The organism is Luteibacter sp. NPDC031894 (assembly GCF_050273135.1).
In the GTDB taxonomy this organism is placed as follows: Bacteria; Pseudomonadota; Gammaproteobacteria; order Xanthomonadales; family Rhodanobacteraceae; genus Luteibacter.
In genome coordinates, this window is the sequence record NZ_JBNNMV010000005.1 from 161,117 (window position 1) to 175,316 (window position 14,200).

11 protein-coding genes are annotated in these 14,200 nt (G+C 68.0%); 6 read left to right on the forward strand and 5 right to left on the reverse strand.

Features of this window, described 5'->3' with window-relative positions:
- Positions 1-2: 2 nt before the first annotated feature.
- Positions 3-962 carry a bile acid:sodium symporter family protein gene (locus ACQKIE_RS14365; RefSeq protein ID WP_427460237.1) on the reverse strand — a complete coding sequence of 320 codons (960 nt, stop codon included), beginning with the start codon at positions 960-962 and terminating at the stop codon, positions 3-5.
- 107 nt (positions 963-1,069) lie between these two features.
- On the opposite strand from ACQKIE_RS14365, the gene ACQKIE_RS14370 reads away from it, so the two are divergent.
- The gene (locus ACQKIE_RS14370) at positions 1,070-1,768 is read left to right on the forward strand and encodes a glutathione S-transferase (RefSeq protein WP_427460240.1); all 699 of its coding nucleotides are present in this window, start codon (positions 1,070-1,072) and stop codon (positions 1,766-1,768) included.
- 85 nt (positions 1,769-1,853) lie between these two features.
- Here ACQKIE_RS14370 and ACQKIE_RS14375 read toward each other — a convergent pair whose 3' ends face one another.
- Entirely contained in the window at positions 1,854-2,384 is a 531-nt protein-coding gene (locus ACQKIE_RS14375) for a DUF2782 domain-containing protein (protein WP_427460242.1), read from the reverse strand.
- 113 nt (positions 2,385-2,497) lie between these two features.
- Here ACQKIE_RS14375 and polA point away from each other — a divergent pair, with 113 nt between their 5' ends.
- The 5 genes from polA (at position 2,498) to ACQKIE_RS14400 (ending at position 10,948) form a co-directional block, all read left to right on the forward strand.
- Positions 2,498-5,227: a DNA polymerase I gene (gene polA / locus ACQKIE_RS14380; protein WP_427460244.1), complete on the forward strand. Its 2,730-nt coding sequence runs from the start codon at positions 2,498-2,500 to the stop codon at positions 5,225-5,227.
- Between the two features lie 349 nt (positions 5,228-5,576).
- Entirely contained in the window at positions 5,577-5,795 is a 219-nt protein-coding gene (locus ACQKIE_RS14385; RefSeq protein ID WP_427460246.1) for a hypothetical protein, read from the forward strand.
- 28 nt (positions 5,796-5,823) lie between these two features.
- On the forward strand, positions 5,824-8,031 hold the full coding sequence (gene uvrD, locus ACQKIE_RS14390; protein ID WP_427460248.1) for a DNA helicase II: 2,208 nt from the start codon (positions 5,824-5,826) through the stop codon (positions 8,029-8,031).
- Between the two features lie 27 nt (positions 8,032-8,058).
- Positions 8,059-9,774: an Hsp70 family protein gene (locus ACQKIE_RS14395; RefSeq protein ID WP_427460250.1), complete on the forward strand. Its 1,716-nt coding sequence runs from the start codon at positions 8,059-8,061 to the stop codon at positions 9,772-9,774.
- Position 9,775: 1 nt separating this feature from the next.
- Positions 9,776-10,948 (forward strand): hypothetical protein, encoded by a 1,173-nt coding sequence (locus tag ACQKIE_RS14400; RefSeq protein ID WP_427460252.1) that lies wholly within the window; start codon positions 9,776-9,778, stop codon positions 10,946-10,948.
- On the opposite strand, the gene ACQKIE_RS14405 is transcribed toward ACQKIE_RS14400, so the two are convergent.
- The 3 genes from ACQKIE_RS14405 to ACQKIE_RS14415 are packed head-to-tail and all read right to left on the reverse strand — an operon-like array spanning position 10,945 to position 14,178.
- The gene (locus ACQKIE_RS14405; protein WP_427460254.1) at positions 10,945-12,201 is read right to left on the reverse strand and encodes a heme biosynthesis protein HemY; all 1,257 of its coding nucleotides are present in this window, start codon (positions 12,199-12,201) and stop codon (positions 10,945-10,947) included. The genes ACQKIE_RS14400 and ACQKIE_RS14405 overlap by 4 nt on opposite strands.
- Positions 12,198-13,361: a uroporphyrinogen-III C-methyltransferase gene (locus ACQKIE_RS14410; RefSeq protein WP_427460256.1), complete on the reverse strand. Its 1,164-nt coding sequence runs from the start codon at positions 13,359-13,361 to the stop codon at positions 12,198-12,200. The genes ACQKIE_RS14405 and ACQKIE_RS14410 overlap by 4 nt, the downstream gene beginning before the upstream one ends.
- Positions 13,362-13,407: 46 nt before the next feature.
- On the reverse strand, positions 13,408-14,178 hold the full coding sequence (locus ACQKIE_RS14415) for a uroporphyrinogen-III synthase (protein ID WP_427460258.1): 771 nt from the start codon (positions 14,176-14,178) through the stop codon (positions 13,408-13,410).
- Between the last annotated feature and the right edge of the window lie 22 nt (positions 14,179-14,200).

Here is a 14,200-nt window from a genome sequence, read left to right on the forward strand (position 1 = left end):
CGCTACTCCTTCCGTGCCGCGTAGCGCCGGGCCAACACCGCGCACACCATGAGCTGGATCTGGTGGAACAGCATGATCGGCAGCACGATCATTCCCAGCGGATGCCCGGCGAACAGCACTTTCGCGAGCGGCACGCCTGAGGCCAGGCTCTTCTTCGAACCGCAGAAGACGATGGTGATCTCGTCTTCCCGCGTGAAGCCCAGTGCACGCGAGCCATAGCGGGTGGCCAGCAGCGCGCAGGCGAGCAGGATTACGTTTACGGCGACCAGACCCGCGAGCACCGGTGGGGGCAGCCGGTGCCAAAGGCCTTGCAACACCGCCGCGCTGAAGGCCGTGTAGACCACCAAAAGGATCGATCCGCGGTCGACGAAGCCGAGCAGCATCGCGTGCCGGTGTACCCAGCCGCCGATCCAGCGTTGCGCGATCTGTCCCGCCGCGAACGGAATGAACAGCTGCACGACGATCGCTCCCACGGCGTGCCAGGAAAGCTCGCCGTGACCCGTGCCGGCGATCAGCAGACCCACGAGCAATGGCGTGATGAAGATGCCCAGGAGGCTGGACGCCGATGCCGCGACGACGGCCGCGGGGACGTTGCCGCGCGCGATGGACGTGAAGGCGATCGACGACTGCACCGTGGAGGGCAAGGTGCAAAGGAACAGGATGCCCAGGTAGAGGTCTGGCGTGACCAGCGGTGCGAGCAGCGGTCGCAGGAGCAACCCGAGCACGGGGAACACGACGAAGGTGCTGGCGAGCACGGTCGCGTGGAGCCGCCAGTTCCGCGTACCCGCCACCACGGCCTCCCTAGGCAGCTTGGCACCGTGCAGGAAGAACAGCAGCGCGATCGCGATGTCGGTGACGATCTCGAAGACGCCGGCGACCGCGCCGCGGCAGGGCAACAGGCTGGCCAGCACGACGGTGGCGACGAGCGAGAGGGTGAAGCTGTCGGGAAGGAAACGGCGCATCTGGCCATTGCAACGCGTGCGCCTCCGGAACGCAACTTCCCACAAGGTCCTCACTTGCGCTTGAGCGCCTTGGTGGCACGCTTGGGTTTTGCGGCAGGAGGGAAGCAATGGGCTACCGGCTGTATTACTGGACGGGCCTGCAGGGACGTGGGGAATTCGTGCGGCTAGGCCTGGAGGACGCGGGTGCCGCGTACACCGACGTGGCACGCGTCGAAGGCGACGACGCCATGGAGGCCTTCCTCTCGGGCGAGCACGAAGGCGCCCTGCCCTTCGCGCCGCCGTTCCTCGTCTCGGGCCGGCTCGTGATCGCGCAGGTGGCGAATATCCTGCAGTACCTCGGCCCGCGGCACGCCCTGGTGCCCGAGAGCGAATCCGCGCGTCTTTACGCCCACCAGCTGCAACTGACGATCGCCGACCTCGTCGCGGAAGTGCACGACACGCACCACCCGGTGTCCACGGCAAAGTATTACGAGGACCAGACCGACGAGGCCGCGAAGCGCGCGAAGGACTTCCGCGAGACGCGGATTCCGAAATTTCTCTCGTACTTCGAAAAGGCCGTGGAGCGCGGCGGAGGCAAGCATCCGCTACGGTCCCATTCTTACGTCGACCTGTCGTTGTTCCAGGTCATGGAGGGGTTGTCGTACGCGTTCCCAAAGGCGATGAAGCGGCAGAACCTGCCTCTGCTTCGCGACCTGGCGCGGCGCGTCGCCGACCGGCCGAACGTGGCGGCCTACCTCGCCTCGGATCGACGCGTCGCGTTCAACACGAACGGGATCTTCCGGCATTACCCGGAGCTGGACGGCTGAATGAATCGCATAGGCCTGTAGAAGCCGCTATAGCGGCGAGGGATTCCCTCGCCGCTATAGCGGCTCCTACAGATGACGTCCTGGCTCAGTCGGAGCCGGCCGGCTTCGGCGCCTTGCCCCATTCGTAGACCTTGTAGAACACCGGGCTCACCGGGCCGTTCTTCGGATCGTGGATGGGATTGCCGGACTGGTCGAGCATGTAGGTCTGGGGCACGCCGTTCTTCGGCGTCACCACGACCATGTACGGCTTGCCGGCCATGGTGAATTCGTCGACATGGTTTTCCCCCTTGTCGTACGACCTGCTCAGCTTGGGCGGCGGGTTGCCCTGGGCATCGACACCGCCGTCGTCCTGCATGGACGGGAGGGCGACAGGCGACTGGGACGCCTGGTTGGCGTCCGATGTGGCGGGCGTGGTCTTCCCATCCTGCGCCTGGTCGTACGGTACGGGGCGCTCGATCGGCGTCTGCCCCGAGCGATCCGGCTCGCCTGCCTTGACGCCCGGGTCGTGCAGGCCGGGCGGCGGCGGGGCCGGCTTGAACGACGAGGCGTCCTGCGCGGCGACGGGTAAGGCCAGGGCCAGGGCGAGCGCGGCGGCGACGGCGTGCGAGCGGTTCATGGGGAGTCCTCCTTGCGGGACGCCGAGGATAACAACTCCGATATGTAGGGACACTGATGGCCTGCTGAAGACCGTGGGAAGCGGGTGGCGCGCGGCCGTGAGAGAATCGGGGGATGCCTACGCTCACCCTCATCGACGGGTCCTCGTACCTGTACCGCGCCTTCCACGCGCTGCCTCCCCTGACCAACACCTTCGGTGAACCCACCGGCGCGCTGTTCGGCATCGTCAACATGCTGCGCACGACGATGAAGGCCGGTTCGGATTACGTTGCCTTCGTCTGCGACGCGCCCGGACGGACCTTCCGCGACGACCTCTACCCCCAGTACAAGGCGAATCGGCCGTCGATGCCCGACGACCTGCGGGCGCAGGTCGAGCCGATGATGAAGATCGTCGGTGCGCTGGGCTTTCCCATCCTCTGCGTGCCGGGGGTGGAAGCCGACGACGTCATCGGCACCCTCGCGCGCCAGGCGGCCGACCAGGGTATCGACACCATCATCTCCACTGGCGACAAGGATTTCGCCCAGCTGGTCGGGGCCCACATCGTGCTGATCAACACGATGAGCAACACCACGATGGACATCGACGGCGTCGTCGACAAATTCGGCGTGCGTCCCGAGCAGATCGTCGACTACCTCACCCTCATGGGCGACAGCATCGACAACGTGCCGGGCGTGGAGAAATGCGGTCCGAAGACGGCCGCGAAATGGCTCGCCGAATACGGCAACCTCGAGGCGCTGCTCGCCAGCGCCGACAAGATCGGCGGCAAGATCGGCGAGAACCTGCGCGCCGCGATCCCGCGCCTGCCGCTGTCGCGCGAGCTCGTCACCATCCGCACCGACGTGCCGCTGGACCAGGGGCCGGCCGATCTGCGCATGCGCGAACGCGATGTCGAAGCCCTACGCGAGCTGTACACGCGCTATGACTTCAAGGCGGCGCTGAAAGACCTCGATGCGGGCGGCACGAGCGCTTCTACGCCCTCACCCACGGCCGCCGCGCCGGCAGCGGCGGCATCCACCGTGACGCCCGGCCTCGACGGTGAAGGCGAGTACGAGCTCGTCGTGACTGAAGACCGTCTCGCGGCCTGGCTGGAGAAGCTCGAAACGGCGCCCTTGATCGCGTTCGATACGGAAACCACGAACATCGACGCGATGCAGGCGGACATCGTCGGCCTCTCGCTCGCCGTCGAGCCCGGCAAGGCGGCGTATGTTCCACTCGCGCACGACTTTCCCGGCGCGCCGACGCAGCTCTCTCCCGAACACGTACTCGGCGCGCTGAAACCGATCTTCGAGGATCCGTCACGCCCGAAGGTTGGCCAGCACGGCAAGTACGACGTCAACATCCTGTCGCACTATGGCATCGCCCTGCGCGGCCTCGTGCACGACACGATGCTCGAGTCCTACGTGCTCAATGCCACCGCGACGCGTCACGACATGGATTCCCTGGCCTCGCGATACCTCGGCTACACGACGGTGAAGTACGAGGAGGTCGCCGGCAAGGGCGCGAAGCAGATCCCGTTCTCGCAGGTCGATTGCGACACCGCGTGCCGCTACGCCGCCGAGGACGCCGACATCACGCTGCGGCTGCACCATGCCCTGTGGCCGCAACTCGAAGCGGAGCCTTCGCTGCGCGCGGTCTACGCGGACATCGAGATACCGCTGGTGCCGGTCCTGGCGAAGATGGAACGCACCGGCGTGCTCATCGACGCCAACGAACTCCGCCTGCAGAGCCAGCACCTCGGCAAGCGCATGATCGAGCTGCAGACGTTGGCGTACGCGTCGGCCGGGCACGAATTCAACATGGACTCGCCGAAGCAGCTGCAGGCCGTGCTGTTCGACGAGCTTGGCCTTGCCGCGAAGATCAAGACGCCCAAGGGCCAGCCCTCGACCAACGAGGAAGCCCTGGAAGCCATCGCGGACATGCACGAACTGCCGCGCCTGATCCTCGAGTACCGGGGACTGGCGAAGTTGCGCTCGACCTACACCGATAAGCTGGCGGGCATCGTCAATCCGCGCACCGGCCGCGTGCATACGAGTTACCACCAGGGCGCCGTCGCCACGGGCCGCATCAGTTCGTCCGACCCGAACTTGCAGAACATCCCGGTCCGCACGGAAGAAGGCCGGCGCATACGCCAGGCGTTCATCGCGCCGGAAGGCTGGCGCATCCTCGCCGCGGACTATTCGCAGATCGAACTTCGCATCATGGCCCACCTGTCGAAAGACGAGGGCCTGGTGCGTGCCTTCCAGGAAGGCGGCGACGTGCACCGGGCCACGGCCGCGGAGGTGTTCGGTGTCCCGCCGGCCGAGGTGACCGCCAACCAACGGCGTGCCGCGAAGGCGATCAACTTCGGCCTGATGTATGGCATGAGTGCCTTCGGCCTCGCCCGTCAGCTCGGCGTGGACCGCGGGGAGGCCTCGGACTACATGGGCCGCTACTTCTCGCGCTACCCCGGCGTACGCGCCTTCATGGACGCCACGCGCGAGCAGGCCCACCGCGACGGTTTCGTCCAGACCCTGTTCGGGCGGCGCCTGTACCTGGAAAACCTGAAGTCGCGTAACCAGTCGTTCCGGGCCGGCGCCGAGCGCGCGGCCATCAACGCGCCCATGCAGGGGACGGCAGCCGACATCATCAAGCGCGCCATGATCGCCGTGGCCGCCTGGATCGAGCCGCGCGACGATGTCCGCCTGCTGATGCAGGTGCACGACGAGCTGGTGTTCGAGGTGCGCGCGGATGCCGTGGACGCGGTCCGGGCGGGCATTGAGGAGAGGATGGCCGGCGCGGCGACCCTCAGCGTGCCGCTCCAGGTCGACATCGGCGTGGGAGCGAACTGGGACGAGGCGCACTGAATGGACGTCCAAACGTAATATTTCCGTTTAGTCGTTCAGCTCGCCGCCACGCAACCCGTTGATATTTCGCGCCATGAACGGAGGCTGACTTTTTTCCGGCGCGCATTGCAACTTTCCAGCCCCTCGAACGTCAATACATACGGACGCACGCAACGGCGTCCCATCGGTGGGCTCCACCTCCCTGGAGTCACCCTGCGGACGGCCTGATCTTCCCCTGGATCCGGTCGTCCACCGGGCCCCGAGAGCTCCCCTGGCTCTCGGGGCTTTTTTTTATTCGACGTGCGCGCATACACGTCCTGCACATTCGTGACGCCATCCTCTCCGCCACATCGAACCGGGAGGAATACATATGCGTGCAGGTCTCATCGTCGTCGGCGTCATCCTGATCGGGCTTGGCCTGTGGGTGACCCTGGGCAACGGCAGCTACAGCAAGACCGATACGGTCGCCTCCATCGGCTCCGCCAAGCTCGAGGCCACCCACGACAAGGCCATCCCCCAGTGGGTGGGCATCGCGGGCATCGTGATCGGCGGCATCGTGGCCGTGGCCGGAATCGCCCGCAAGAACTGACCCGGCGGCCAGCCGTTACAATGGGCGGATGGATGTTTCCCACCTGCTCGACTCCCTCAACGACGCCCAGCGCGAGGCGGTAAGCGCTCCGCCGGGCCACTACCTGATCCTCGCCGGCGCCGGCTCCGGCAAGACCCGCGTGCTGACCAACCGCATCGGCTGGCTCACGCAGGTCGAGCGCGTGCCGCCGTGGGCGATCCTGGCCGTCACCTTCACCAACAAGGCGGCGGGCGAGATGCGGTCCCGCCTGGATGGCATCATCCCAGGCGGGACGCAGGGCCTCACCGTCGGCACCTTCCACGGCATCGCCCACCGCCTCCTGCGCCGCCACTGGCGCGAGGCCGGGCTGGTCGAGGGTTTCCAGATCCTGGATTCCGACGACCAGCAGCGCCTCATCAAGCGTGTCATCGCTGGCATGGGCCTCGACGAGGCCCGCTTCCCGCCCCGCCAGGCCGCGTGGCAGATCAACAACTGGAAGGACGAGGGCAAGCGGCCCGATGCGATCGAGCATCGCGACCATCCCGTTACCCGGACCTTCGTCGAGGTCTACAAGGCGTACGAGCAGCAGTGCCAGCGCGCGGGCCTCGTGGATTTCGCGGAACTGCTGTTGCGCGCGCACGAGCTCTGGCTGAAGGACCCGCAGGTCCTGAAGCATTACCAGGAGCGCTGGCGTTACCTGCTGATCGACGAGTTCCAGGACACCAACACGCTGCAGTACGCGTGGATTCGCGTGCTGGCAGGCAGTACGGGCCAGGCTTTCGTCGTCGGCGACGACGACCAGGCCATCTACGGCTGGCGCGGCGCCAAGGTGGAGAACGTCCAGCAGTTCCTGCGCGATTTCCCCGGCGCGAAGACGATCCGCCTCGAACAGAACTACCGTTCCACGTCCACCATCCTCAACGCGGCGAATGCGGTGATCGCCCGCAATGGCGGTCGCCTCGGCAAGCAGCTTTGGACCGACGGCGGCGAAGGGGAACGGATCGCACTGTACGCGGCGTACAACGAGCAGGACGAGGCCCGCTTCGTCATCGAGCGCATTCGCGAGTACATCGCGGAACACGGCAACGCGCGCGATTGCGCCATCCTCTACCGGTCGAACGCGCAGTCGCGGAATTTCGAGGAACAATTGATCCAGCGCGACCTGCCGTACCGCGTCTACGGTGGCCTGCGCTTCTTCGAGCGCGCGGAGATCAAGGACGCCCTGGCCTACCTTCGCCTCGCTTCCAATCGCCACGACGACGCCGCCTTCGAGCGCGCCGTCAACACGCCCCCACGCGGTATCGGCGATCGCACGCTGGACGAGTTGCGTCGTCGCGCGCGCGCCGACGCCAGTTCCATGTGGGAGGCGTCGCTCACCGAGGTCTCGATCGGCTCGATGGCCGGTCGCGCGAAGAATGCGGTGAAGGCCTTCATCGGCCTCATCGACAACCTCGCGCGCACGTTCGCCGGCCATGGCGAGGGCGAGGGCGGCGACGCACCCTCCGCGCTCGACCTTGCCGAGCAGATCGAGCACGCCATCATCCATACGGGCTTGCGCGACTTCTACGAGAACGACAAGCGCGGCAACGGCGAAGCCCGGGTGGAGAACCTGGACGAATTGGTCAACGTCGCCAGCCGCTTCGAGATGACACCCGAGGACATCGACGCCGGGCTCAACGAGCTCTCCGCCTTCCTCTCGCACGCCGCGCTGGAAGCCGGCGAAGGCCAGGGCGAGGCCTGGGACGATTGCGTCCAGCTGATGACCCTGCACTCGGCCAAGGGGCTCGAATTCCCGGTCGTCTTCCTCGTCGGCATGGAGGAAGGCCTGTTTCCCAGCCAGCGCTCCACCGAGGAAGAAAACCGGCTCGAGGAAGAACGGCGGCTCGCCTACGTGGGCATTACCCGTGCCCGTGAGCGGCTGTACCTTTCCCACGCCGAGTCGCGCCGCATGCACGGTACGGAGATGCTGGCCCGGCCCTCGCGGTTCCTCGGCGAGATTCCGCCAGACCTGATCGACGAGTTGCGGCCCCGCGTGCAGGTGTCGCGTCCCGCCTATGCCGACCGCTTCGCCGCGGCACCGGCCTTCGAGGACGCCTCGCCGATCCGCCTGGGCCAGCGGGTGACCCACCCGAAGTTCGGCGAGGGCACGATCGTGAGCGCCGAGGGCGCCGGTTCCCACATGCGGGTGCAGGTGAACTTCGAGGATGCCGGGAGCAAGTGGTTGGTTTACGCTTACGCGAATCTGACCGCGTTGTAGCCTTTTTTGTGGGGGAAAGGGGAACGCATGATCGTAGGCATCGACCTCGGCACGACCAACAGCCTCGTGGCCGCGTGGCTGGACGGGGGACCCAGGCTCATCCCCAATGCGTTGGGCCAAACGCTCACACCCTCCTGCGTCGGTATCGACGGCGATGGCAGTGTGCTCGTGGGTCATGCCGCCCGCGAGCGCTTGCAGACGCATCCGGATCGCACGGCCGCGCTGTTCAAACGGTACATGGGCAGCGCGCGCACCGTGCGCCTCGGCGACCGGGAGTACCGGCCGGAAGAACTCTCGGCCCTGGTGCTTCGCTCGCTGAAGGCCGATGCCGAGGCATGGCTCGGACGGCCGATCACGGAGGCGATCGTGACGGTGCCGGCGTACTTCTCCGATGCGCAGCGCAAGGCCACCCGGGTCGCCGGCGAGCTGGCCGGACTGAAGGTCGAACGCCTGCTCAATGAACCCACGGCAGCCGCGCTCGCTTATGGCTTGCACGAGGCCAAGGCAGAGACGCAGTTCCTCGTCCTCGATCTGGGCGGCGGCACGTTCGATGTCTCGATCCTCGAAATGTTCGAAGGCGTGATGGAAGTACGCGCCAGCGCGGGCGACAACATGCTCGGCGGCGAAGACTTCACCGATCTGATCGCCGGTTTGGCGTTCGAACAGGGCATCCCCGCCGAGGCCCGCAACGATGCGTCTTTCATGCAGCGCCTCGCGTCGCGCGCCGAGCATGCCAAGCGCGAGCTCTGCGCCAACGGCTCGGCGAGCTTCGACCTGCGCTACCGGGATGCCGCAGTCAACGTGACGATCGACGCCGAGGGATTGGAAAAGCTGGCACAACCCCTGCTCAATCGCCTGTGGCGGCCGATCGAGCGTGCCATGCGCGATGCGCGCATCCGCGCCGCCGACCTCGACAACATCGTGCTCGCCGGTGGCGCCACGCGCATGCCGACGATCCGCGCCCTTGCCACGCGCATGTTCGGCCGCTTCCCAGCCGTGGGGCATAACCCCGACGAGGTGGTCGCACTTGGAGCCGCCGTACAGGCCGGGTTGAAAATGAAGGACAAGGCCCTCGACGAGATCGTGATGACGGACGTCTGTCCGTACACGCTCGGCACCGAGGTCGTCCGCATGATCGACGAGCGCACGCAGGTGGCTGGCGTGTACGCGCCCGTCATCGAGCGCAACACGGTCGTACCGGTCAGCCGCGTGCAGCGTTTCTCGCCCGTGTCGATGCAACAGAAGCAGATCCGCATCGGCATTTACCAGGGTGAATCGCGGCTTGTGCGCGACAACGTCTCGCTCGGCGAGATCGTCGTACCCATCATGCCGGGTCCCGGCCACGCCCACGGCGTGGATGTTCGTTTCACTTACGACGTCAACGGCCTGCTGGAAGTCGAGGTGACCGTGGTCGCCACCGGCGCGAAGGAGCGACTGGTGATCGAGGGCGGCGGCACGCACATGACGGCCGACGACGTGGCGCAACGGCTCGTCGCGCTCGCGGCACTGAAGGTCCACCCGCGCGACACGCTGCCGAACCGGACACTGCTCGCACGCGCAGAACGGCTGTACGAGCAGGTGCTCGGGGAGCTGCGCGAGCAGGTCGGCCAAGCCATCCTGCAGTTCGAACAGGCGCTCGCCTCACAGGATTCACGCACGATCGCGCGGGAGGCGGCCACATTCCGCGAGACGCTCGACGCGATCGAACGCGACGACCTTTTCTCCTCTCGAACGGTGGACTGAGTTGGCCTGGCACCACGAAGCCCTCGGACTTCCGCCGCACGCCGATCTCGTGGCCGTGCGCCGGGCCTATGCCGCAGCCTTGCGCCGGATCGATCCCGCCACCGACCCGGCGGTCTTCGCGAGGCTGCGGGAGGCATACGAAGCCGCGCGCGCGTGGTGTGAGCAGGCCGGTGCGGAGGAGGCGGAAGATGCGGCTGCCACCGAGCCCGCGGAATCGGCGGTCGAAGCGAAGGCTGGCGATCGCGCGGATGCGGGTTCGAGCGCGGATGAGGGCGTCGTCGGTGCCGAAGCCGCCGTGCCTTACGTCGATCCCACGGTGACGCTTGCCTGGCGCTTCGCTGCCGACGTCGGTGCGCGCCGGCCGGAAACGATCCCGCAGCTGCTTGGCGAGACGCTCGTCGAGCTGCGCACGCAGTACATCGACGCGCCGGGGCGTTTCGAGGAACACCTGATCGATCTGCTCGGACTGCAACGCATCGGCCATCGCCCCGAGGTATTCGCGGCCGCGGAAGAACAATTCCACTGGCGCGAGGTCGGTCACCTCGCTTCGCTCGGGCAGCGTGGCCAGTGGATCGAGCTGGTGCTCGCGCAGCGCGAGGATTGGCTCGCGTTGCCGGAGGACCGTCGCCGCATGTGGGTCGAGATGTTTGCGCAGGCAGAGTCGGGCCTGGACAGATCGCTGCTGCGGCGCTGGCCGGAAATGCGGAGGCTCAACGAACGCTTTCCGGCGTGGGTGAGCCTGCACGTGTCCGGCGACACGCTGCAGGCGTGGCAGGCGGCTTTCGACGCGCAGCCCGCGTCCACGCAGGAGACCTACAGACGGATGGCACCGCCTGCGTCGGTCTACTGGCCGAAGCGCGTTGACCTCACGCGACAGCGCTCACGCGACCGCACCACAGCGTGGACCGTGGGCGGATTCTTTCTGTTCATGCTCGGCGGCAGCGCGCATTACCTTCTGAATGCGGAGAAGCTCGCTCCCACACTCGTTTCGTCGCCCACGGCCCTCTCCGTACCCCACGAAAGCGCGGAGCAGTGCGCCGCGCTCTACGTTCGGATGGATCGGGCCGATGCGTTCACCGGCCTCGACGACGAAGAAATCCTCACGCTGAAGGCGCGCGGCACGAACTGCGCACGCGACGGGCATTGGCATCCGCCGGAGCCAGGAGCGCCTTAAGGCGACAACCTCGGCACGCCGTGCTGATCGCGCTCTTCCACCGCGGTAACACGCGTGTCGATCCGCCGGCCGCGCAAGTCCTCGGGCAAGGCTTCGGCGGCTTCGCCACGTGCCAGCGCGAGGGCATTGCGGTAGCAGCGCTGCGCAAGTTCCGGCTCGCCTTCGCCGACGTAGACGTCGCCGAGCGCTTCCCACGCCGTGGCATTCGGTTCGATCGCCAACGCGCGCTCGAGGTAAGGCCTGGCTTTGCCCCACAGGCGCAAGCGCACGCACATGCGACCGAGCGCGGTAAGCAACGCGGCATCGTTCGGATGCGCGTCCACCCAGCTTTCGGCGCGACGCAGGCGCTGCTCGATGTCTTCGGCGCCCATGCCGCCGTAGGTAGCGATGAGTGCGGGTGACCAGTCGCGACGCAGCGCGGTCTCTATCTCATCCATCGCCGCCATCGTCTGGCCGTAGCGTGCGGCTTGCCTCGCGTACGCATCGACCGCCGCGGGCAAGCGTCGCTGTCCCTTGGGCAACTGCGACCACAGCGTCGCGAGTGACGCGCCATCGGTAGCGCTCATGACATACGCGCCGACGACGCGGGACTCGATCTCCGCGTAGCCACGGGAGCCCAGTTCGCCGCTTTTCTGCAGTGGCTCCAGCGCACGCATCACGTTGCGTGCTTCGCCCGAGGCCAGCGATGCCTCGGCGTATTCGATCCACCCGGCCGGTGTGAGCGACCCGGCATTCGCCTCGGGAGCCAGCAAGGTCGCCGCTTCGCTCGCCCGGCCGCTGTTGCGCAGGTAGCGCGCACGCAGCACGCGAGCGGCACGCGGCGTTTCCTGCGCGGCCTGGTCCAGCGTTTCCAGCGCGCGGGCGGATTCGCCATGACGCTCGGCGGCTTCGGCGGCGGCCAGGAGCGCCGGACCGCGAACCGACGGATAACGCGCCGCCCGGTTGAGGTCGCGCTCCGCCTCGCCGTGCCGTCCCTCGATGAGCGACACCATGCCGTCGGCGAGACGGCGACGGCTAAGGTGGCGATGGCGTCGTGTCATCGCACCGAACGGCCAGCGCAGGAGGGCGACGATCAGCGCGATCGCGGCCCAGGCCAGAAGCAGCAAGGCGATGGCCGTGACCACCGTCATCTGCACGTTGGTGCCGCGCAGGCGGATGAGCACGTAGCCCGGGTCTTCCGCCACCCAATGCCACGCGAAGGCCGCGACGACCGCGACGAAGATCAGGCCGACGATCCAGCGCCACGGTTTCATGGCGTGCCCTCCCCCGGGGCAGCGGCACTGGCGGCCCGCGCGGGCGCGGCGGTGGAGCCGCTGGCGGCAGGCCTCGTCGTCGAAGCCGCGCCTTGCAAGGCATGCACCGAACGCAGGTTGCGCAGCTCGGCGAGGGCGGCACCGAGCTTGGGTTCGCTGCCGCGCGCCTGGCTGGCCAGGAGGGTGGCGATGCGCGAACGCGCGGCGCGCACCGCGGGAGCGGTCGTGTCGAAATGTGAAGCAAGCGCGGCATCCGCCCGCTTGAGCGCCGCGGCGCGACCCACGTCGTCATACGCGAGCACGGCGGCTTCCGCGTGGGCGACATCGAGGGCGGCGAGTTCACGCGCGATGCGCTCGTCCGCGAGGGCCACCGGCGAGCCGTCGTCATGGCTCACCCGCACGATGCTGCCGAGCGCCGCCCCTGCGCGCTGCCAGAACGTGGGCGCGGCGTCGCCGGACGGCGTCACGTCGTTGCGCTTCAAGGGCAGGCCCGGCAGCTGCGCGCGCAGGTCGGCCAACGTGGAAAGATCGCCGGCACGCGCGGCGGGCGCGACGGCGGCAAGTGCCTCGCGTTCGGCGGCAAGGTCCTGGCGTACCGCCGCGAAAGCGCTGTCGTTCACCGCGGCGAGGGTCTTGTCGGCGAGGTCGTACGCGGAGAGTGCGCCGCTGGCGTCGCCGAACAGGGCGAAGCGCTCCTTCGCCATCCGCAGCAGCGACTCGGCCTCGTCGAGCAGCATGGCATCGTGCCCGCTAAGGCTGCGCTCGGACAGGTTCGCCACGGCGTCCTCGAGGTTGCGTGTGCGCTCGGACATGCCGAGCATCTCTTCCCGCGCCGAGCGATTGACGGCATCGGCGTCGTTGAGCCGCCGGCGCAGGTTGGCGTTCTCTTCGCGCATGCCGTCCACGCCCGCCTGCAGCGTGTCGACCTGACCGCGCAGGCCGTTGGCCGCGCCGAGGTCCTCGCGCATGCCCCAAACCGTCCAGGCGGTGTAGCCGGCGACGCCGAGCGCGGCGAGGGAGAACAGGATCGCGATGGCCAGGGCTCCGCCGCCGCGTCGCGGTGCGGGGGCGACGGGCCGGCGCGGCGTGGCGGGCGAGGGCGCGGCGGCCGGAGCCGGCGTGGCCGGCGAGGGATCGGTCGGAGTGGTCTCGTTCGTCATGCCCGCCATGCTAGCAGGCCATACTCGAACGCACGGAACACGTCGCTCAACGGCCGGTGAACGAGACCTCGGAGGCGGCCTTCAAGAGGTCGCCGGGCAGTGCGGATTGGGCGACGGCGACGCGGGCGAATCCCGCCTCCATGGCGATGTCCCTCAGGCGCTCGCTGCTCACCACGGCCACGGCCTGGACCAGCCTGCGCCAGGCCGGGGCGATCAGGGCCCGGCGCAGGTGGTCGAGGGCTTCCGCGCTGGACAGCAACACCGCGGAACGCCGGCCCAGTTTCAGCAAGGGATCGATGTGGCGGCGGTCGATCCGGGGCGCCACGCGGTGGTAGACGTGGATTTCCTCGAGGTCGGCGCCCCGGAGGGCGAGTTGCTCGCGGAGCAGGCCACGCCCCCCCGGCGCGCCCACCAGCGCCACGCGCCGCCCGCCCAGGTCGGCCAGCTCGGGCATGCCGAGGACGCCCTCGCTGTCCTGCGATTTTTCGGGGAAACAGGCGTCGGGGACGTTCGCGGTCTTCAGCGCCCGCGCGGTGCCCCGCCCCACGGCGATCACGGTGGCGTTCGTGGCCAGCGGCAGCACGTCCGCGGCGAAGCGCACCGCCGCGGGGCTGGTGAACACCAGGACGTCACCCTCCAGCGCGCGCCGCAGGGCCGCGTTGACGGTGGACGCATCTTCCGTGGCGCGCAGGGACAGGCCCGGCACGCTGACGGGAATGCCGCCGAGCTTGCGAACGCGCCGGGCCAGGGGGCCGGCGGTACCTGCGGGACGGGTGATGACGACGGTGACGTTACGAAGGGGAAGGGAGCGACTCACTACTGAGAGTCCTGTCTGGCAT